Annotated in this window: 18 protein-coding genes; 10 read left to right on the top strand and 8 right to left on the bottom strand. The window is 71.9% G+C overall.

The annotated features are described in order from the left end of the window. Positions 1-4: 4 nt before the first annotated feature. Both L3K22_RS16765 and L3K22_RS14970 read right to left on the bottom strand, forming a co-directional pair. Complete coding sequence (locus tag L3K22_RS16765; protein ID WP_373318073.1) at positions 5-331, bottom strand: hypothetical protein; 327 nt, start codon at positions 329-331, stop codon at positions 5-7. A 42-nt stretch (positions 332-373) separates the two neighbouring features. Continuing rightward, on the bottom strand, positions 374-763 hold the full coding sequence (locus tag L3K22_RS14970) for a hypothetical protein (RefSeq protein ID WP_263312092.1): 390 nt from the start codon (positions 761-763) through the stop codon (positions 374-376). A gap of 137 nt (positions 764-900) precedes the next feature. Here L3K22_RS14970 and L3K22_RS14965 point away from each other — a divergent pair, with 137 nt between their 5' ends. The 3 genes from L3K22_RS14965 to L3K22_RS14955 are packed head-to-tail and all read left to right on the top strand — an operon-like array spanning position 901 to position 2,992. Then, positions 901-1,740, top strand: a complete 840-nt coding sequence (locus tag L3K22_RS14965; protein ID WP_505661139.1) for a WXG100 family type VII secretion target — start codon at positions 901-903, stop codon at positions 1,738-1,740. A gap of 41 nt (positions 1,741-1,781) precedes the next feature. After that, complete coding sequence (locus L3K22_RS14960; protein WP_263312090.1) at positions 1,782-2,279, top strand: DUF1795 domain-containing protein; 498 nt, start codon at positions 1,782-1,784, stop codon at positions 2,277-2,279. Next, entirely contained in the window at positions 2,276-2,992 is a 717-nt protein-coding gene (locus L3K22_RS14955) for a hypothetical protein (RefSeq protein WP_263312089.1), read from the top strand. The genes L3K22_RS14960 and L3K22_RS14955 overlap by 4 nt, the downstream gene beginning before the upstream one ends. 34 nt (positions 2,993-3,026) lie before the next feature. Here the strand turns inward: L3K22_RS14955 and L3K22_RS14950 are convergent, their stop codons facing one another. The 4 genes from L3K22_RS14950 to L3K22_RS14935 form a co-directional block, all read right to left on the bottom strand. After that, positions 3,027-4,433 (bottom strand): serpin family protein, encoded by a 1,407-nt coding sequence (locus L3K22_RS14950; RefSeq protein ID WP_263312088.1) that lies wholly within the window; start codon positions 4,431-4,433, stop codon positions 3,027-3,029. Positions 4,434-4,696: 263 nt separating this feature from the next. After that, positions 4,697-5,638, bottom strand: a complete 942-nt coding sequence (locus L3K22_RS14945) for a carbohydrate ABC transporter permease (protein WP_263312087.1) — start codon at positions 5,636-5,638, stop codon at positions 4,697-4,699. Then, positions 5,635-6,519, bottom strand: a complete 885-nt coding sequence (locus tag L3K22_RS14940) for a carbohydrate ABC transporter permease (RefSeq protein WP_263312086.1) — start codon at positions 6,517-6,519, stop codon at positions 5,635-5,637. The genes L3K22_RS14945 and L3K22_RS14940 overlap by 4 nt, the downstream gene beginning before the upstream one ends. After that, entirely contained in the window at positions 6,516-7,853 is a 1,338-nt protein-coding gene (locus L3K22_RS14935; RefSeq protein WP_263312085.1) for an ABC transporter substrate-binding protein, read from the bottom strand. Before L3K22_RS14935 ends, L3K22_RS14940 begins: the two co-directional genes overlap by 4 nt. A gap of 158 nt (positions 7,854-8,011) precedes the next feature. On the opposite strand from L3K22_RS14935, the gene L3K22_RS14930 reads away from it, so the two are divergent. The 4 genes from L3K22_RS14930 (at position 8,012) to L3K22_RS14915 (ending at position 13,644) form a co-directional block, all read left to right on the top strand. Then, positions 8,012-9,736 carry an ABC1 kinase family protein gene (locus L3K22_RS14930; RefSeq protein ID WP_263312084.1) on the top strand — a complete coding sequence of 575 codons (1,725 nt, stop codon included), beginning with the start codon at positions 8,012-8,014 and terminating at the stop codon, positions 9,734-9,736. 188 nt (positions 9,737-9,924) lie between these two features. Beyond that, entirely contained in the window at positions 9,925-11,622 is a 1,698-nt protein-coding gene (locus L3K22_RS14925; protein ID WP_263312083.1) for a sodium:solute symporter family protein, read from the top strand. 20 nt (positions 11,623-11,642) lie between these two features. Continuing rightward, positions 11,643-11,972, top strand: coding sequence for a hypothetical protein (locus tag L3K22_RS14920; RefSeq protein ID WP_263312082.1), 330 nt, complete (start codon positions 11,643-11,645; stop codon positions 11,970-11,972). Between the two features lie 154 nt (positions 11,973-12,126). Next, positions 12,127-13,644 carry a S10 family peptidase gene (locus tag L3K22_RS14915; protein ID WP_263312081.1) on the top strand — a complete coding sequence of 506 codons (1,518 nt, stop codon included), beginning with the start codon at positions 12,127-12,129 and terminating at the stop codon, positions 13,642-13,644. A 72-nt stretch (positions 13,645-13,716) separates the two neighbouring features. Here the strand turns inward: L3K22_RS14915 and L3K22_RS14910 are convergent, their stop codons facing one another. Then, a complete protein-coding gene (locus L3K22_RS14910; protein WP_263312080.1) occupies positions 13,717-14,724 on the bottom strand; it encodes a hypothetical protein in 1,008 nt (335 codons plus the stop codon). 203 nt (positions 14,725-14,927) lie between these two features. After that, entirely contained in the window at positions 14,928-16,319 is a 1,392-nt protein-coding gene (locus tag L3K22_RS14905) for a dihydrolipoyl dehydrogenase family protein (RefSeq protein WP_263312079.1), read from the bottom strand. A gap of 91 nt (positions 16,320-16,410) precedes the next feature. Here L3K22_RS14905 and L3K22_RS14900 point away from each other — a divergent pair, with 91 nt between their 5' ends. The 3 genes from L3K22_RS14900 to L3K22_RS14890 all read left to right on the top strand — a co-directional run bounded on the left by L3K22_RS14900 (position 16,411) and on the right by L3K22_RS14890 (position 19,336). Beyond that, positions 16,411-16,599, top strand: coding sequence for a glycoside hydrolase family 15 protein (locus L3K22_RS14900; protein WP_308445951.1), 189 nt, complete (start codon positions 16,411-16,413; stop codon positions 16,597-16,599). Between the two features lie 90 nt (positions 16,600-16,689). After that, positions 16,690-18,168 carry an NAD-dependent succinate-semialdehyde dehydrogenase gene (locus L3K22_RS14895; RefSeq protein ID WP_263312078.1) on the top strand — a complete coding sequence of 493 codons (1,479 nt, stop codon included), beginning with the start codon at positions 16,690-16,692 and terminating at the stop codon, positions 18,166-18,168. Between the two features lie 184 nt (positions 18,169-18,352). Beyond that, complete coding sequence (locus L3K22_RS14890) at positions 18,353-19,336, top strand: hypothetical protein (protein WP_263312077.1); 984 nt, start codon at positions 18,353-18,355, stop codon at positions 19,334-19,336. The last annotated feature ends 75 nt before the right edge of the window (positions 19,337-19,411 follow it).

The raw sequence follows: 19,411 nt of genomic DNA, 5'->3' as shown, positions 1-19,411 counted from the left end.
GTGATCAGCTCTCCTCGCTGGTGGGGTGGGCGTGGGCGGCACGCCCGAAGCGGTGCGCCTCGGCGAGCGCGAGGCCCGTCGGCCGACGTTCGAGGTCCAGCAGCAGCACCTCGTTGCGGCCGGCGCGCAGGAGCGGGGCGGGGACGTAGAGCGTCTGCTGGGGGCCGATGTCCCAGTACCTGCCCACGCAGAACCCGTTGACGTAGGCGACGCCGTGGCCGGCGTCGGAGACGTCCAGGAAGGTGTCCTCGGGGGTGTCGGCGGTGAAGGACGCGCCGACGAGGACGGGTAGGGCGTCGGCCGCCTCGTCGACGGTCCCCTCGAGCGCCAGGCTCGCCTGGACCGCCTACGGGCCCGCCGACGGACGGCACCTTCAGATCTGGCCGGTCAGGAACGCGCGCATACGTGCCTCACGTCCGTCGCGCAGACGGCGCGCCCATCCCGGGTATAGAAAGCCCGGCAGCGGCAGCGGCGCGATCAAGAAGTACAGGGCGGGGACCGCCAGCACCACCATCCCCGCGATCGCCAGCAGACGGAGCGCGGTCCACTGGTGGGGCGCGGCGACCAGAGCGACGCAGACCAGCAGCGCCCCGACCGTCGGCAGGCCGAGCAGCACCACCCTCTCTGCCATCCAGTTCTCCGACAGCGGGTTCATCCAGCCGCGCAGCACAGCCGGTCGCCCAGTGCGCAGCCACAGGGCGACCCCGAGGAGCAGCAGGCCGATCAGCGCCAGGGAGAGGGAGACCAGGAGTCGTTCCGTCATGACCGACATCCTCGCAGAGGACTGCACCCACCGCACCGCTGCGGCAGCGCTCTCGCAGCGGGCATGGGCAGTCCTCCCCATCGACGCCCGCGCCGGCCGCAGGGAAGATGGGCCGACGACGACTCACAGGGGTGACGATGTTCTACGGGATGGATACCGCGCAGGGCGAGGACTTCGCGCAGCTGATGGCCCAGCGCCGCGAAGATCTGGCCGGGAGGACCGAGCAGCTGGGCGGCACGATCCGCGCACTCGGCAGCGCCTGGATCGGGCCGGACGCCGACAGCTTCCGCGACCGATGGGACGCGTTGCAGAACGGTCCTATCGAGAACGCGCTCGAGCAGCTCATGGAGCTCGCGCGCGCTCTCTCCGCCGATGCGCAGGAGCAGGACGTCACCTCGGCCGCCGATGCGCTCTCCGCCTTTGCCGAGAAGTTCGACGATCTCTTCCGCTTCGGGGACTTCTCCCTGCGCAACCTCCTCCCGAATCCCAACGACTGGGAGGACTGGGTCGGCATGGGCCTCAGCGGCCTGGTCGACGGCGTCAGCGGCGCCTACTCGGGGCTCGCGAAGTTCCTGACATCCCCTCGCACGCTGGCGACGTTCATGCTCGTCGGGGGCGATGACCTGGTGAACTCGATGAGAGGTGCCGCGGGTGCGGCCTCGAAGTTCTCCAAAGCACTCGGCCCTGTCGGCGCAGTCGTCACTGGCGGCTTCGCCGCGTGGGACCGCTGGGAGCAGGACTCCGCGGACCCGAGCCTGAGCACCGGCGAGCGCATCGGGCGCGCCGCCGTCGACGGCGGTGCCAATGCACTCGGCGGGGGACTCGGAGCGTGGGGCGGTGCCGCTGGCGGGGCCGCGCTGGGCACCATGATCTGTCCCGGCGTCGGCACCGTCATCGGCGGTGCTGTGGGCGGGATCCTCGGCGGGCTCGGAGGGAGCAGCGCCGCGAACGGTATCGTCGACTGGGTCCTGGGATGAGGCCCGGGGACGTCACACCACGAGGGCGAGGCAAGAGCGGCATGGACCTGGAACGCATCTCCGTCACGACGACGGCGGCTCCCGGCGTTGCTGTCGACGTCGACATCCCCGGCACCTGGGAGGTCGAGCGTCGAGACGGCGCCCCCACGCTCGTCGCGAAGCTCTCCGCCGAGGAGGCGGGCCCGTTCGCCGACAATATCGTCGTCACCCTGGAGCCGCTCCCGTCCGAGACCCCGCGGGACCTCGAGGCGATCACCGCGATCTCCCGCGCGCAGCAGCACGCGTCTGTTCCCGACCTGCACCTCCTCGAGGATCGGCCGGCGGCCGTCGGCGGACTGCGCGGGCATTCCCGAGCCCTGCTGCAGACCGCCCCTCCCGGCCTGACGGTGATCACCCGACAGGTGTTCGCCCTCGCGGGAGAAACCTTGGTGACCCTCGCCCTCACCTCGTTCCCGTTCCGGGACCGCGAGAGCTCCGCGCTCATGGAGCAGATCCTCGACACCCTCAGCATCCGACTCGACGAGGAGGATCTCGCGTGATCGCCTTCGACCCCGCCACCGCAGCATTCCGAGGTCCCCGTGCCTCGCTCGACCGTCTGCTCAACGCCCTCGCGGCCGACGACGAGCTCTCCGCAGTGCTCGCCGCCCACGCCCCCGGCATCACAGTGGACCCGACGATGGACGGGATGCGCGGGGCACTGACGGCACCGCTGTTCCGCGTCGAGATCACCGTCTCGGGGCCCGGTGCACAGCAGCACCACGACCTTCTCGTCGGCGCGAACGGCGTCGGTGTGCGTCGAAGCCCGCTGAAGGACGGCCTCGCAGAGCTGGCCGCTTACCCCATCGGAACCCTCCCCGGCGGGATGACCAGGCTCGTCCGTTTCCTGCCGGGCGCCGCCCCCACCTCGGAGCAGGGACCGATCCGGGTCCCGGCGGAGCAGCTGGTCCGGCTGACGGACCCCGACACCGCCACGCGCGTCGCGGCCTGGTCGGCCCTCGACCCCCTGATCGGCAACGTCCTCGGGCCCGCCGCCGACGACACGTGGCAGATCGTCGAGGCCCGCAGCTCCTGGACGTCGCTCGACGAGGAGCCCGGCGAGGACCTCGTGGTGCAGATCCGGCGTGCGGAGCATCATCTCCTCATCGAGGAGCAGAACAGCGCTGCCTCTCTGCGCCCGGTCACCTCGCTCCGTGCGTGGGAAGAGTTCATCCGGGTGCTCCCGGAGCATGACGAGGTGGGCGCTCCTCGGTGAGGGGCCCCGGCGCGACTGTCCGTACGGCCCGTCCTCACCTCGTCTGCCGCGGATCCCCGATCCAGCCGGCGACCAGCGGTGCGCGGGTCGAGCGCTCATAGGCCACGAACAGGAACGGCCGGTCCAGGACGAGCTCCTTCGGCTCGACGGGGGCGGCGGTCGTGCCGGCGATCGCCGCGGTAGCGGCCGCGGCCTCCATGCCCACCTCGTCGACCGTGATCACGGTCTTCTGCAGGATCTCGGTGATCATCAGATCCTCCTCAGCGGTGATGCCGGAGAGGTCCGCCGCCGCGGAGAACACCTCGGTCATCCCGAGCCCCTCCAGCACCGCCACCAGGGAGGAGTCCCAGGCGATGTCGAAGGGCGGCACGGCGAGGTCGACCTGCTCCGAGGAGTCCTCGAGCCCGTCGAGCAGCCCGCCGAGGCCCGCCGCGGACGTGCCCGCGACCTCGGCCCAGGCGTCCATCGTCCCGCCGATGCCGTCGGCCGGCTGGACCAGCGCGAGGGCGAGTTCGCCGCCGGCGGCCTCGAGCGCGGTGGCGCGGCACACCGAGTCCTCGAACCAGGCGGAGCTGCTGCCGTGGAGCAGCTCGACGGAGAGCTCCTCGCCCTCCTCCGTGGTGAAGGTGCCGCCGCGACGCTCGAGCGGGCTGCGCCAGGCCGCCTTGAGGTGCAGGGCGTTCACGAGAACGGCCCGGGTGCGGTCGGAGAGCGCCCCGTCGGGCACGAGCTCCTCGATGAGGTCGTTCGTCTGCTCGAGCACCCAGTCGTTGATCCGTTCACGGCCCTCCTCGCGCGCCGCCTCGTCGAGGAAGTCGACCTCGAAGACGCCGCTGCCGAACCATTCGGCGAGCCCGTCGAGGAAGCCCTGCTCGACCTGCATGCCCTCCTGCAGCCAGGTGCTGCTGACGAGGGAGGCGACGGCGGGCTCCGGCCCCTCGGGGTTGTCCTCCTGCCGAGCCGCGTCCCCCACGGCGGCGAGCACCGCGGAGAGCGTGTTGGCGGTGGTGGCGAGCTCGTCGACCGTGCCGCCGAGCACCTCCTCCATCTGTGCGAGGGTGTCCCCCGCGGCACCGAGCGCAGCCATGGTCAGCACGGTCTGCGCCGAGAGCGGGGAGCAGACGGCGTTGACCGGCTCGCGGTCGATGCCGGCGAGCAGGTGGGCGGTGAAGGGGACGACGCGCCGGCCGATCCCGTCGGCCTCGGCCGGCTTCCGGCGCGGCAGCTCGGAGACGAGGTCCGGCTCCATGTCGTCACCGACGATCCCCTCGACCATCCCGCAGCCCGACAGCCCGGCCCCGGCCAGGGGCAGCGCCGCCGCCGCGGCGAGGACGGAGCGTCGGCGCGGGGCGAGGACGGAGCGTCGCCGCGGCGGGGACGGGAGCCGGTCCGCGGTCGGCGCGGGGCGTCGGGCAGGGGCAGGGCCGCGGGAGGAGCTCATCCCTCCATCCAAGAGCACCCGGAGCCGTCCCGCCACCGGATCCCGAAAGCGGGCGGGCTCGGGCGGCGCCGAGGACGCACGCCGCCGCGCCACGGTCTCGGCGGCGCTGCGTACGGGCGCTCGGCAGCACGACGTGGCATATATGCCATGTCGTGCTGCCACGAGCCCGCGCGACGACGACCGCCCCGCCCCCGGGCTGACGGGGTGCGGGGCGGTCGCGGTGGAGGGCGGTCGTGGCAACGGCCGATCGCGGCGGGGCGGGATCAGCCCTTGACGGACCCCTCGGTGAGGCCGCCGCGCCAGAAGCGCTGCAGCACCAGGATCAGGATCGCCAGCGGGATCACCGACAGCAGCGCGCCGCCGGTGGTGAGCTGGTAGAACTCCGGCAGGCGGTCCGTCTGGGCCCGCCAGTTGTCCAGGCCCAGGGTGATCGGGTACAGCTTCTCGTCGGCCAGCATGACCAGCGGGAGCATGTAGTTGTTCCAGATCGCGATGAACTGGAACAGCACGATCGTCACGATCGCGGGGGTCAGCTGAGGCAGGGCCAGGCGGTGGAAGAGGCCCAGCTCCCGCACGCCGTCCAGACGACCCGCCTCGAGCATCTCGTCGGGCACCGCGGCGCCGGCGTAGATCGAGGCGAGGAACAGGCCGAAGGGGCTCACCAGCGAGGGGATCAGCACGGCCCAGTACGTGTTGGTGATCCCGATCGAGCTGAACAGGAAGAACAGCGGCAGCGCCACGGCCGTGCCGGGCACGAGCACGCCGCCGAGGACGAGCCCGTAGACGAGGCCGCGGCCGCGGAAGCGGTACTTGGCCAGGGCGTAGCCGGCGGCGACCGCGAAGTAGGTCGCGAGCACGGAGCCGACCCCGGAGTACAGGACCGAGTTCAGGGCCCAGCGGGGGAAGATCCCGCCGTTGGCCGTGAGCACGGACCGGAGGTTCTCCCACAGCTGGAAGTTCTCGCCGAGCCAGAACCCGCTGGTGCCGAAGAGGTCCTCGGTGGACTTGGTGGCGTTGATGACCACCCAGTACACCGGCACCAGGAAGTACACGGCGACCATCGCGAGGATCGCGGTGACGATGATCGTGGTGGTGGGCTTGCGGCCCGCGTCGCGGCTGCCCGAGCGGCCGTCGCCGCGGGCGGCCCTGGCCGCGTTGCCGAGCGGCTTCGCGCGGTGCGTGGGGGCGTTGTCGGTGGTGCTCATCGGCGCTTCTCCATCCAGTTCGAGATCCCCAGCGCGAGCGCCGAGAACAGGAAGGCGGCGACCGCGATGATCACGGACTGCGCCGCGGCCATGCCGATGTCGTTGTACTGGAACGCGAAGGCATAGGCGGACATGTTCGGGGTGTACTCCGAGGTGATCCCCGCGCTCATGGTCTGCAGCAGGCGCGGCTCGGCGAACAGCTGCAGGGTGCCGATGATCGAGAAGATGATCGTGAGCATCAGGGCAGGGCGGATCAGCGGGATCTGGATCGAGCGGGCCACCCGGAAGGAGCTCGCCCCGTCGATCTTCGCGGCCTCGTACAGCTCGCCGGGGATGGCCTTGAGCTGCGCGACGATGATCAGCATGTTGTAGCCGGTGTAGGTCCAGGTCACGATGTTCGCGATCGACCACAGCACCGCGTTCGGTCCCAGGAAGTCCACGTCGAGTCCCACCAGCTGCAGCACGTCCACGATCGGCGAGAGGCCGGGGATGTACAGGAACGACCACAGGATCGTGGCGATCACGCCGGGGATCCCGTAGGGCAGGAAGTAGGTGGCGCGGAAGAAGCCGGGCCACTTCGCGTTCGCGCTCTCCAGGAGCAGCGCGAGCACCACCGCGGCCACGATCATCACGGTCACCTGCACCACGCCGAACAGGATCATGCGCCCGATCGACTCCACGAAGTTCACGTTGGAGAGGGCCTTGACGTAGTTGTCGAATCCGGCGAAGGAGTTGGTGATCCCGCCCTCGCCGAGCAGGCCGGAGCGCTCGACGGAGCTGAAGGAGTACCCGATCGCCATCACGATCGGCACGATCATCGTGCCGATGAAGACCACCAGGAACGGTGCCAGCAGGATCCAGGGGGCTGTCTTGGACCTCATCGTGCCTCCTCCGCGTTCAGTCCCATGTCTCGCATGATCTCGACGATCCTCGTCTGCGTGGCGGGGAGCATGTCCACCAGCGGGACCTCCCCGGTGACGGCGGTGGTCATGCCGTCGCCCACCATGGCGGCGGCGCGCTGCATCATCGGCGCCCAGGTCCAGTCGAGGTTCTGGCCCTGCGCCATCGGCAGGATCACCTCCTCGTTGTAGTTCTGGCCGGAGAAGAACTCGGAGGGCTGGCGGCGCACTTCGCCGATGTAGTCCTTCGCCGGCGACCAGCCGATGCCGGAGTACTCGATCATGGCGTCGATCCCGGCCGGGTCCGAGCACATCCAGGTGAGGAACTCGAGGGCCTCGGCGGGATGCTGCGAGTTCGACAGGATCGCGGCGGAGGAGCCGCCGTGCGCGCCGGAGGCGACGCCGCCGTCGGGCCAGGTGGGCATCGGGGCGACGGCCCACTTGCCCTCGCCGCCCGGCACAGACTGGATCAGGGCGTCGGACCAGGAGCCGGAGATCGTGGCCAGCACGTTCCCCTCGCCGGCGGCGGCCATCCACGGGGTGGAGAAGGAGCCGTAGCCGGTTCCCACCAGGCCGTCGGCGAGGATCTGGTCCCAGAACTCCGCGACCCGCATCGAGGCGTCGCCGGTCATGTCCACGATCCAGCCGTCGCCCTCGGGGCGGAACCACACCGCGCCGGACTGCATCACCCAGGAGATGAGGTACGAGCCGTCGGAGGGGTCGAGGGTGATGAGGTTCTTGCCGGCCTCGGAGACGATCCCGGCGGTCTCGCGGAACTCCTCCCAGGTGGCCGGCGGGGTGAGCCCCATCTCGCCCTCGAGCACCTCGCGGTTGTAGAAGGTGGCCACGGGGCCGGTGTCCTGGGGGACGGCCCAGTAGGAGTCGCCCACCTTGACCTGGCTGAGGGCGCCGGGGTCGAAGGCGTCGACCTGGGAGCCGAAGTCGTAGCGGGTGAGGTCCACCAGGGCGCCGGCGAGCGCGAACTCGGGCACCTGGCGCAGCTCCACCTGGGCGATGTCGGGGCCGCCGCCGGCGGAGACGGCGGAGAGGATCTTCGCGTAGCCGCCGGTGTTGCCGCCGGGGATCCAGGTGGTCTCCACGCGGATCCTGTCCTGCTGGGCGTTGAAGACGTCGGCAACCTTCTGCAGGTCCTTCAGCCAGGCCCAGTAGGTGATGGTGACCGGGCCGTCGGCGGGCGGGATCGCGGCCTGGTCGTTGACTCTGCCGGGATTGGGGGGCGCGCAGGCGGCGAGCCCGCCGAGCACCCCCGCTCCGGCTCCGGCCAGCGCAGTGCGCCGGGTCAGGTGTGGATCCATGGTTCTGACGTCGTCCTTCCTCATCGTCGAGTGCCCCGTGAGCGTATCCGCGGGGGACGCGGGGCGACACCCCGTAGGGCGTGAACGTTCACGGATCGTCATCGTACTCGACGTCCCCTCTAGCATCGGGGACGTTCCCCTCGACGAAGGAGATGGGCATGGCCCTCCCGCATTCCGCCGCCCGCTACCGCCGGATCGCCGAGATCCTGGTGAGCAACGGCTTCTCGGCGCTGGTCGGCCAGCTCGGGCTGACCGAGCACGTGCCCGAGGTGCTGCGCCGCCGGCTGCTGGCGAAGGCCGCAACCGGCCCGGCCGGGGCCGGGGAGGCGAGCGGGCCGCTGCCGGGCCCGGCGCGCCTGCGCCACGCGCTCGAGCAGCTGGGGCCGACGTTCGTGAAGCTCGGACAGATGCTCGCCACGCGCGACGACCTGCTGCCCGCCGCGTACACCGAGGAGCTCACCCGGCTGCAGGACGCGACCGACCCGGTGCCCTTCGAGGCCATCGCCGCGACGCTCCGCGAGGAGCTCGGCGTCGAGCTCGCCGAGGCGTACGCGCACATCGAGGAGGTCCCGCTCGCCACGGCCTCGATCGGCCAGGCCCACCTCGCGCGCCTGCACGACGGGACCGAGGCGGTGGTCAAGGTGCGCAAGCCCGGCGTGCAGGAGTCGGTGATCGCGGACCTCGACATCCTGCGCCATCTCGCCGGCATCGCCGCCCGGGAATGGGATCTCGCCCGGGACGTCGACGTCGAGGGCCTGGTCTCCGCCTTCGACCGCAGCCTGCGCCGCGAGCTGGACTACCGCGCCGAGGCGGCCAACGCCCGCCGCTTCGCCGAGGACCTCGCCGACGACCCCGTCGTGCACATCCCCCGTGTGCACGAGGAGCTGACCACCTCGCTCGTGCTCACCGAGCAGCGCGCCCGCGGCATGCGGATCACCGACGCCGCCGCGCTCGATGCCGCCGGGGTGGACCGGCCCGCGCTGGCCCGCGCCGCGACCCGCACGATCGTCTCGATGGTGCTGGTGAATGGCTTCTTCCACGCCGATCCGCATCCCGGGAACATGTTCGTGCGCGAGGACGGCGGCCTGTGGCTGATCGACTTCGGCATGGCCGGGGAGCTCTCGGCCTCCGAGCGGGAGGAGATCGTGCGTCTGACCTTCGCGCTGTCCCGGCACGACGCCGACGGCGTGGCCGCGGCCCTGCTCCGCCTCGCACCGCCGCAGGGGGCGCACGACCGCCGCCGCTTCGCCCGCGACGTGCGCGCGCTGCTGGACACCGTCGAGGGCAGGGCGCTGGTGGACATCTCGCTGTCCGCGTTCTTCGAGAAGCTGACCACGCTGCTGAGGCGGCACCGCCTGCAGCTGCCGCCGGAGATCTCGCAGCTGCTGCGCATGCTCGTGCTCACGGAGTCCAGCGCAATCGCCCTGGACCCCGCCTTCCACATCACCGAGGTGCTGCAGGAGGTCGTCCCGGTGGCGCTCGCCCAGATCTGGGGCCCGCAGGCCCTCCTGCGCCGCGCCGCCGCGACCGGGATGGACGCCCTGCGCTTCGGGACGGAGGCACCGGAGCGCCTCGAGCACCTGCTGGACGACTATGACGCGCACGGCATCCGGGTGCGGCTCGAGGCGGGGGATCTCGACCCCGTCATCGAGCGCGTGGAGTCGACCGGGGACCGGATCATCGCGGGCATCACCATGAGCGCGCTGCTGGTGAGCCTCGGCCGGGTCGCCGCCGCCGGAGCGGGCAGGGCACGCGGCGGTCGCGACCCGCTGACGGTCGTGGCGGGCGGTGCCACCGTGCTGCTCGGCGCGTACCTCGCCGCGGGGACCGGGCCGGCCCGCAGCGTGGGCCGGCTCCTCCGCCGCAGCGCGCGGGGGCGCTGAGCAGGACCTCCCACCCGTCGGCCTGCCACGTACCACACAGTCCCGGATCCGTCCCGCGATCGCCCCGATCGGCCGACCACGGGCGCGCCCGCAGTGGTAACGTCGGCGCTCAGCACCCGAGCCGCCGCCCCGTGAGCGACCACGGCGCAGCCCCGGGCACCCCCTCCCCGTCCCCAAGGAACCGCCTCATGGTCGACCTCCGCCTCGACGCGCAGTGGATCGACTACGCGATCATCGCGCTCTACTTCGTCTTCGTCCTCGGTGTGGGCTGGTACGCCAAGCGCGGTGTCTCCACCTCCATCGAGTTCTTCCTCTCCGGCCGCTCGCTGCCCGCCTGGGTCACCGGCCTCGCCTTCGTCTCCGCGAACCTCGGCGCGGTCGAGATCATGGGCATGTCCGCCACCGGCGCCCAGTACGGCATGCCGACGATGCACTACTTCTGGGTGGGCGCGATCCCCGCCATGCTGTTCCTCGGCGTGGTGATGATGCCCTTCTACTACGGCTCGAAGGTGCGCTCGGTCCCCGAGTTCATGCGCATGCGCTTCGGGAAGGGCGCTCACCTGGTCAACGCGATCTCCTTCGCGGTGGCGCAGCTGCTGATCGCGGGCGTGAACCTCTCGCTGCTGGCCACGATCGTGAACCGCCTGCTGGGCTGGCCGATGTGGGTGGGCCTCGTGCTCGCCGCCGCGTTCGTGCTCTTCTACATCACCGTCGGCGGCCTCTCCGCCGCGATCTACAACGAGGTGCTGCAGTTCTTCGTGATCGTCGCGGCGCTGCTGCCGCTGACGCTGATCGGCCTGCACCGCGTGGGCGGCTGGTCCGGGATGAAGGAGCGCATCGCCGGGGACGGGATGCTCGGCTCCGAGCAGCTGCACTCCTGGCCCGGCCAGGCCCTCTCCGGCTTCGACAGCCCCGTGCTGTCCGTGATCGGCATCGTGTTCGGCCTGGGCTTCGTGCTCTCCTTCGGCTACTGGACCACGAACTTCGTCGAGGTGCAGCGTGCGATGGCGTCCAAGTCCATCACCGCCGCGCGGATGACTCCGATCATCGGCGCCTTCCCGAAGATGTTCATCCCCTTCATCGTGATCATCCCCGGCATGATCGCCGCGGTGCTGGTCGGGGAGCTCACCGAGTTCAAGCAGCTCGACTACGCGGGCGACGCCTCGGGCGCTGCTGCGACGGGCGTGAACTACAACGACGCCCTGCTGCTGCTGATGCGGGACGTGCTCCCCAACGGCCTGCTCGGCGTCGCCATCGCGGGCCTGCTCGCCGCGTTCATGGCCGGCATGGCCGCGAACATCTCCGCCTTCAACACGGTGGTCTCCTACGACCTCTACCAGCAGTACGTGAAGAAGGACGCGCCCGACGACCACTACACGAAGGTGGGCCGGCTCGCGACGGCCGCGGCCTGCGTCATCGCGATCTTCACCGCGCTGATCGCCGCGCAGTTCTCCAACCTGATGGACTACCTCCAGACCCTGTTCGGCTTCTTCAACGCGCCGCTGTTCGCGACGTTCATCCTGGGCATGTTCTGGAAGCGGATGACGCCGACGGCCGGCTGGACGGGCCTGGTCGCGGGCACGCTCTCGGCCGTGATCCTGTGGGGCTCCTCGACCTTCCTCGGGGTCTTCTCCCTGCCCGGCCAGGGCCTCGCGTTCATGAGCGCTGCGACCGCCTTCGTGGTCGACATCGTGGTCTCGGTCGCGGTCACCCAGATCACCGCCCCGAAGCCCGCCCACGAGCTCAAGGGCCTGGTCTACTCGGAGACGCCGAGGGCCGATCTGGTCGACCCCGAGGAGAAGGACATGCCCTTCTGGCGCCGCCCGGTGCCGATGGCGGGCATCGCCCTCGTCCTGGTCATCGTCCTGAACATCGCGTTCGCCTGAGCAGACGGAGGAGAGAAGCAATGAGCACTTCCGAGGAGAACACCCCCGCCGGGACCGACGTCCCGGCCGACGCGACCGTGCAGACCGCCGGCGCGTTCGACATCCGCAACTTCATCGGCACCCTGCTGGGCCTGTTCGGCCTGATCCTCGTGATCATGGGCCTGGTGGCCTTCTCGCCCGACGAGGCGGCGAAGACCGACGGGATGAACGCGAACCTGTGGGCCGGCCTGGCGATGCTCGTCGTCGGCGTGCTGTTCGTGGTCTGGACGAAGCTCGACCCGATCCGCATGGTCGTGCGGGACAACGAGCCCGGCGCCGAGGAGCCCCACGACATCTCGGCCCTGGACTGATCTCGCCGCCGCGACCGCACGAAGGGGACGTGAGCGGCACGCTGCGCGGCTGAGCTCCGCGGCGTGCCGCTCACGTCCCCTTCCTGCAGGAGGCCCCCACGCAGCGGGCCCGCGTAGCATCGAGCGCGATGCCGCATCCGACGAAGGAGCTCGTGTGAACGACCAGCCCGCCGCCCCCAGCACCTCCCCCGCGACCGGCAGCAGCCCGGATTCCGACACCGACCGGACCGCCCCCGAGGACCGCCTGGTCACGACCCTGCACAGCCTCGCGCTGCCGGACGGGCCGCTGAACTACACCGCCACCGCCGGCACCGTGGTGCTGCGCGAGGAGCCGGACGGCGAGGAGTACGGGCGCGGCAAGCCCTACGCGGAGCTGTTCTCCGTCTCCTACGTCGCGACCTCCCCGGGCGAGGAGCCCCGCCCGGTGGTGTTCGCCTTCAACGGCGGCCCCGGCGCCTCCACCGTCTGGCTGCACCTGGGCCTGCTGGGCCCGCGCCGCGTGGACTCCGGGGACGCGGGAGCCCCCGCCGCTCCCCCGCACCGCCTGCTGGACAACCACGAGACGATCCTGCGCGACGCCGATCTCGTCGTGGTCGACGCGATGACCACGGGCTTCTCCCGCCCCGCACCCGGGCAGAAGCCCGACCGCCATCACGGCCTCGCCGCGGACCGCGACCTGATCGCCGCCTTCGTCATCGACTGGCTGACCCGCAACGACCGCTGGACCTCCGAGGTCCATCTCGCCGGCGAGTCCTACGGCACCACCCGCGCCTCCGCCGTCGCGGCCCGACTGCTGGACCGCTACTACCTCGCCGTCGCCGGGATCGTGCTGATCTCGCCGGTGCTGGACTTCGGCACGATCGTGTTCTCCCCCGGCAACGACCGCCCCTACCTCCACTACCTGCCCACCTATGCCGCGATCGCCCACGCCCACGGCAAGCACGAGGACCGACTGCTGCAGGACGTGGTCGACGAGGCCGAGGCCTTCGCCGAGCAGGAGTACCCAGCGCTGCTCGCGGCGGGATTGCGGCTGGACCCCGCGCAGAAACAGGAGGCCGCGGCCCGGATCGGGGCGCTGATCGGCGTGGACCCGGACTGGGTGGAGCGCGCGGACCTGCGCGTGGAGCACCAGGCCTTCCTCGCCGAGCTGCTGCGGGACGAGGGCCTGGTGACCGGCCGGATCGACGGCCGCTTCACGGCGCCCGCCGGGGACGGCAACGCGGCGCGGATGGAGACCGATCCGTCGATCGACCAGCTCGCCCCGAGCTACACCGCGGCGATCAACCACTACCTGCGCGGGGAGCTCGAGTTCTCCGCCGACGTGGTCTACGAGATCATGTCCGGGCGCGTGCACCCGTGGAGCTACAAGGACTTCGAGAACCGCTCGGTGGAGGTCGCCTCCGATCTCGCCCGCGTGCTGCGGAAGTCCCCGCACACCCGGGTGCTGGTCTCCCACGGCTATCACGACGCGGCGACCCCGTTCCACGCCAGCGAGCACGTGCTCGCCCAGCTCGCCATCCCGCGCGAGGACTACGCCGAGCGGATCCGGGTGGAGTACTACGAGGCGGGGCACATGATGTACTGCCACGAGCCGAGCCGCCTCGAGCTCTCCGCCCACCTGCGCGAGTTCGTCGCCGGGGCGGGCGGCACGGAGGACGACGGGCAGGCCTGAGCGCCGACGGGCCGGGCCACCGGGACCGCTCGGCCCCGCGCCGCCGGACCTGCCGGAGGCTCCGCCGACGGGTCAGCTCTCGGAGCCGGTCGAGCCCGATCCGCTGCCCGAGGCACCGCTGCCGGAGCTCGCACTGCCGGAGGAGCCGCTCCCGGAGCTGCCGCGCTCGGACGACCCGCTCCCGGAGGCTCCGCCGCCGTCCTGGCCGCCGCTTCCTGAGGAGCTTCCGCCGGAGGAGCTGCCGTCGCCGCTCGTGCCGCCGCCCTGCCCGGAGGTACCGTCGCCGGTGGTGCCGTCGTCGGTCGTGCCGTCCTGCTGCTGCGGGTCGACGGTGGTGCCGTCCTGACCGGTCCCGTCCTGCTCGCCGGTGCCGTCCTGCTGCTCCGTCCCGTCCTGCTGCTGCGTGCCGTCCTCGCCGGTGCCGTCCTCGGACGTCCCGTCCTCGGTCGTGCCGCCGGAGTCCTCGCGCGGGGCCACGTGCTCGGTGCCGGTGACGGAGCGCTGGATCTCGCCGGTGCCCGGGGAGAGCTCCGTGCCGGTCAGACGCTGGACGCCGAACACGGCGGCCATGCCGATCAGGGCGATGACCACGCTCATCAGGGCGATCCTCCCGATCCGTCGGCCGCGACCCGGCGTCTCCCCGGAGGCGCCGTCCGCACCGGCCCGGTGCTCGGACGTCCCGGCGGCGTCCGTCCCGACGGCGCCGTCCTCGCCCGCACCGCGGCGAGTGCGCGAGGAGTGCACCTCCCCGCCTCCGACGCGGGGCTGCGCCTTCTCCCCCGCCTTGGCCTTGACCTGCTTGAGCCTGCGGGCGGTGCCGTTGACGGAGTCGGTGTAGAAGGCGACCACGGCCGCGGAGATCACGGAGGTGATCGCGGCACCGAGCACGGTGCCGCTGATGCCGAGCTGGCCGCCGATCACGGAGGTGGTCGCCGCGGCGGCGCCGCCGGCGAGCAGGCCGGGCACGGAGAGGCTCTTGACCTCCGATGCCGAGGCGCCCGCGGCGTCCTCGACGGGCGGGGCGTCGGTGCCCTGCGGGGAGTGAGGAGGCACCGGGGAGGAGGGCGGGGTGGAGTTCATGGACCCACGCTCCGCACCGTGCCTCGGACTTCCGTCGAGGAACCCTCGGAGAACCCTGGAAAAGGGTCGGGAAAGCGCCTGCGATCAGGGGGTTCGCTGGTGGATGAGTTGCCTCACCCCGCCGGGGCCGACGGTCGGCGGGGCGAAGCGGAGCACGGCGGGGCAGACGCTGTCCCCGGCCGAGGACCCGCCGCGCCCGCGGCTCACTCGACCGGCGCGAGCTTCCCGAGCGTCTCGTTGAGCGCCTCGGTCGAGGAGGGGTGGGTCCAGATCCCGTCCCGCAGCTGCGTCGCCGTGGTGCCGGCGCGCATCGCGAGGGCGATCAGGTTGATGACCTCCTGGGCGTCGACGTGGAACAGTCGTGCGCCGAGGATCTCGTCGGTGCCCGCGTCGACCACGATCTTCACCAGTCCGCGGGGGTCGCCGAGGGTCTTCGGGCGGGGCATGGCCTTGATCGCGGCGACCTTCTGCGTCGCGACCAGGACGTTACGTCCCTGCTCCCGTGCCTCCGCCTCGGTGAGGCCCACGGCCGCGAGCGGCGGGGTGAGGAAGGTCGTCGTCGGCACCGCGACCCGGTCGGAGGTGGAGCGGGAGCCGTCGCCGGTGAGCTGGGAGAGGACGATGCGGTGGTCGTCGAGCGAGAGGTAGGTCTGCTGGGCGCCGCCGTGCACGTCGCCGAGCGCGTAGACGCCGTGGGCGCTGGTGCGCAGGTGCTCGTCGACCACGATCGCGCCGCGCTCGTCCACGTCGATGCCCGCCGCCTCGAGCCCGAGGTCGTCGGTGGCGGGGCGGCGCCCGGTGGCCAGCAGCACGGCGTCGGCCGCGAGCTGGCGCGACCGCCCCGCGACGTCGAGGCGCAGCAGCGCCTGCTCCGGGCCGTCCTCGACGCCGCGGAGGTCCGCCTCGTGCAGCACGGTGATGCCGTCGCCCTCGAGCACGGACTGCACCTCGGCGGCGACGTCCTCGTCCTCCGCGGGCAGCAGGCGGGGGCGACGGTTCAGCACCGTCACCTCGGCGCCGAAGCCCGCGAACATCGAGGCGAACTCGAGCCCGATCGGCCCGGCGCCCACCACGGCGAGCCGCCGCGGGAAGGGATCGGCGTGCTGCAGCGAGGTGGAGTCGTGCACCCGAGGGGAGTCGATCCCCGGCAGATCCGGTCGCGAGGGCACGGCGCCGGTGTTCACCACGACCGTCGGCGCGGTGACGGTGAGGCGGTCCTCGCCGCCGCTGACCTCCACGGTCCGCTCGCCCACGAAGCGGGCTCGGCCGTCGACGAGGGTGACCGTGTCGAGGTCGGCGAGCAGGTGGTGGTTGACGTCGCGGAGCGTCCCGATGAGGCTGTCGCGGCGCTGGACGGCCCGTGCCCAGTAGGAGGCGGCGTCGTCGTCCTCGCGACGCTCCTGGGCGTCGTGCACGAGGGTCTTGGTGGGGACGCAGCCGATGTTGATGCAGGTCCCGCCGTGCATCGACGCGAACTGCTCGACCATCGCGACCTTCTGTCCGAGGCCGGCGAGAGCCGCGGCGAGGGTCTTGCCGCCCTTGCCCCAACCGATCACGAGCACGTCCACGGACAGGCTGTTCTCGGAGTTCGTCATGGGCTCACCGTAGTCCGGCTGCCCCGCTCGCCCACCGTTCCTCGTCGCCGGCTCAGGACCGTCGGCCGGCCGTCCGTGATGCACTGGTCCCATGACCGCCGCCACCGACAGGCGGGACGAGGCGGAGGAACTGATGGAGACCCTGCTCGCCTGCGGGAACGACCTGCACCTGTTCGCCGAGGAGTACGACGGGACGCACCGCCGCATGATCGGGAGCTTCCCCCAGGCCTTCAGCCACCTGGGCCTGATCGGCGCGGTCGACGCCCTCGCCGCCGGCTGAGCGCGGCCCGGCACGACTGAGAACGAACGGGCACGGCGGGGCGGGACGGGTGCAGACTGGAGGAATCATCCGTCGACGCAGGAGGTTCCGATGTCCCAGCAGCCCGCCCTCACCCCCACCCGCATCGCGGAGGTGCTCGAGCGCACCCCGACCAGCTCCTTCGTCGGCGGCCGCTTCCTCGGCGGCACCGCCGCGCTCGAGGTGATCGACCCCGCCTCAGGCGCGGCGCTGACCCGTGTGGTCGACGCCGACGCCGCCTCCGTCGGCGCGAAGGCCCTGGACGCCGCCTGCGCCGCGCAGGAGGAATGGGCCGCGACCACGCCGCGCGAGCGCTCGGAGATCCTGCGCCGCGCCTACGAGCTGTGCCACGAGCGGGCCGACGACCTCGCGGCGCTGATGACCCTGGAGATGGGCAAGCCGCTCGCCGAGGCGTACGGCGAGGTGAGCTACGGCGCGGAGTTCCTGCGCTGGTTCAGCGAGGAGGCGGTGCGCGAGCCCGGCCGGTTCCGCCACGCCCCCGCCGCCGACCACGCCGTGCTCACCACGGTCCGACCCGTCGGCCCCACCCTGCTGATCACGCCGTGGAACTTCCCGCTGTCGATGGGGACGCGGAAGATCGGCCCGGCGCTCGCGGCCGGCTGCACCGTGGTGCTGAAGCCCGCGCAGAAGACGCCGCTGACCTCGCTGGCGCTGATGGCGATCCTCGCCGAGGCCGGAGTGCCGGACGGGGTGGTGAACTGCGTGGTCACGAGCGACTCGCGGACCTTCTCCTCCACGCTGATGGCCGATCCGCACCTGCGGAAGGTCTCCTTCACCGGCTCCACCGCGGTGGGCCGCACCCTCATCGAGCAGTCCGCCCAGCACGTGCTGCGCACCTCGATGGAGCTGGGCGGCAATGCACCCTTCCTGGTCCTCCCGTCAGCCGATGTGGAGACCGCGGTCGAGGCGGCGATGCTCGCGAAGTTCCGCAACAACGGCGAGGCCTGCACCGCCGCGAACCGCTTCTACGTCCACTCCTCCGTGGCGGAGGAGTTCACCGACCGGCTGGTCGAGCGCACCGAGCAGCTCGTGCTCGGCCCCGGCGCGGATCCCGCCACGACCCTCGGACCGCTGATCGACGCCGCCGCCGTCGACTCCGTCCAGGAGCTGATGGCCGACGCGGTCGAGCGCGGCGCGAAGGTGCTCACCGGCGGCGGCACCGGCGAGGGCGAGGGCTTCTTCCACGAGGCGACGGTGCTGGCCGACGTGCCGCGGGACGCGCGCGTGCAGCGCGAGGAGATCTTCGGCCCGCTCGCGCCGATCACGGTGCTGGACGACGTCGAGGAGATGATCGCGGCGGCAGGCGCCACCGAGTTCGGGCTGATGGCCTACGTGATGGGCGAGGACCTCGTCGAGGTCACGGCCGTCACCGGACGGCTCGAGTCGGGGATCGTCGCGGTGAACCTGGGCATGGCCTCCGACCCCTCGGCCCCCTTCGGCGGGGTGAAGGAGTCGGGGCTGGGCCGGGAGGGCTCCCATGAGGGGCTCGCCGAGTACCTCGAGACGACCTACGTGCGCCTCCCGCTCTGACCTGCGGCCGGGGCGAGCGGGACGAGAGCTCGTCGTCCGGGGCACGAGCAGGGGAAATCTCGGTGAACTCCCGCGAATCTGGCCGAATCGATTGTCCGGTGTGAGGTGAGTCGCTACGGTCGTGACGCACCCCTATCGAACCCCACAGCCCCGCCCTGCCCGGCGCGGCGACCAAGGAGCCCCAGTGCGCACCCTCTCCCGTTCCGTGACCCTCCTCTCCGCCGCCGCCCTCGCCGCCGCCGGCATCGCCGCGACCGCCGGCTCCGCGAGCGCCGCCCTCACCACCCGCTGCGACGGCGAGGCCTCCTCGGTCACCGTCCCCGGCGACCTCGTCGTCGCGAAGGGCAAGTCCTGCGTCCTCACCGACGTCACCATCGAGGGCGAGGTGCGCGTCCAGGCCGGCGCCGACCTCCTCATCACCGACTCCTCGGTCGACGGCCGCGTCCTCGTCCGGGGCGACGGCTACTTCGACGCCTCCACCTCCGAGATCGCCGGCAACGTCGTCTCCAACGGCGGCTACGGCGTCTACCTCGACGAGTCCGCGGTGGACGGCAACTACAACGGCCGCGCCGCCGAGGGCGCCTCGCCCTTCCTGTACTCCTACGACTCCTCGATCACCGGCCGCGTGAACGTCGCCCAGGGCCTCGTGCACCTCAGCGGCAACACCATCGGCGGCAACGTGACCAGCGAGAACTCCGAGTTCACCGACATACTCGACTCGACCGTCGCCGGGAACCTGACCGTCACCGGCGCGACCGAGGGCACCACCTTCTGCGCCGGCGAGCTCGACGGCGACGCGACCCTCACCGGCAACGCCGGCGTGCAGCTCGGGTCCGGCGGCCAGAAGATCACCTGCGAGGGCGCCACCTACTTCGGCGGCGACGTCACCGCCTCGGACAACACCGACGGCGTCGACGTGACCGACACGATCATCCGCGGCGACCTCACCGGCGAGGGCAACGACCCGGCGCCCACCGGCTCCGAGAACCGCGTCCGCGGCGAGCTCGGCGGCCAGTTCGTCGACCTCCAGCCCGCCGCCCAGCAGCGTGCGCTGATGACGCAGTCCGCCCCCGCGGACAACGCCGAGGAGCTCGACACCCAGCGCGAGGAGCGTCGCGCCGAGGCCGAGAAGGCCGCGGAGCAGGCCGGTCCGGCGAACCTCCGCTGACCTCCTCCCTCCCCTGACCTGCGGCCCCGGGCCGGGGCCCCCCCGGCCCCGGGCCCCGCCCCGCGTCGGCCGCGC

This window comes from Brachybacterium atlanticum (genome assembly GCF_025669985.1).
In the GTDB taxonomy this organism is placed as follows: domain Bacteria; phylum Actinomycetota; class Actinomycetes; order Actinomycetales; family Dermabacteraceae; genus Brachybacterium; species Brachybacterium conglomeratum.
Note: the sequence above shows the minus strand (reverse complement) of the source record. Positions and strands in the feature narration are given on the sequence as shown.

Excerpts from the sequence above, each read along its gene's own strand:
- L3K22_RS14970 (WP_263312092.1), bottom strand. The coding sequence starts at position 763 with ATGACGGAACGACTCCTGGTCTCCCTCTCCCTGGCGCTGATCGGCCTG.
- L3K22_RS14965 (WP_505661139.1), top strand. The coding sequence starts at position 901 with ATGTTCTACGGGATGGATACCGCGCAGGGCGAGGACTTCGCGCAGCTG.
- L3K22_RS14960 (WP_263312090.1), top strand. The coding sequence starts at position 1,782 with ATGGACCTGGAACGCATCTCCGTCACGACGACGGCGGCTCCCGGCGTT.
- L3K22_RS14950 (WP_263312088.1), bottom strand. The coding sequence starts at position 4,433 with ATGAGCTCCTCCCGCGGCCCTGCCCCTGCCCGACGCCCCGCGCCGACC.
- L3K22_RS14945 (WP_263312087.1), bottom strand. The coding sequence starts at position 5,638 with ATGAGCACCACCGACAACGCCCCCACGCACCGCGCGAAGCCGCTCGGC.
- L3K22_RS14940 (WP_263312086.1), bottom strand. The coding sequence starts at position 6,519 with ATGAGGTCCAAGACAGCCCCCTGGATCCTGCTGGCACCGTTCCTGGTG.
- L3K22_RS14935 (WP_263312085.1), bottom strand. The coding sequence starts at position 7,853 with ATGGATCCACACCTGACCCGGCGCACTGCGCTGGCCGGAGCCGGAGCG.
- L3K22_RS14930 (WP_263312084.1), top strand. The coding sequence starts at position 8,012 with ATGGCCCTCCCGCATTCCGCCGCCCGCTACCGCCGGATCGCCGAGATC.
- L3K22_RS14925 (WP_263312083.1), top strand. The coding sequence starts at position 9,925 with ATGGTCGACCTCCGCCTCGACGCGCAGTGGATCGACTACGCGATCATC.
- L3K22_RS14920 (WP_263312082.1), top strand. The coding sequence starts at position 11,643 with ATGAGCACTTCCGAGGAGAACACCCCCGCCGGGACCGACGTCCCGGCC.
- L3K22_RS14910 (WP_263312080.1), bottom strand. The coding sequence starts at position 14,724 with ATGAACTCCACCCCGCCCTCCTCCCCGGTGCCTCCTCACTCCCCGCAG.
- L3K22_RS14905 (WP_263312079.1), bottom strand. The coding sequence starts at position 16,319 with ATGACGAACTCCGAGAACAGCCTGTCCGTGGACGTGCTCGTGATCGGT.
- L3K22_RS14900 (WP_308445951.1), top strand. The coding sequence starts at position 16,411 with ATGACCGCCGCCACCGACAGGCGGGACGAGGCGGAGGAACTGATGGAG.
- L3K22_RS14895 (WP_263312078.1), top strand. The coding sequence starts at position 16,690 with ATGTCCCAGCAGCCCGCCCTCACCCCCACCCGCATCGCGGAGGTGCTC.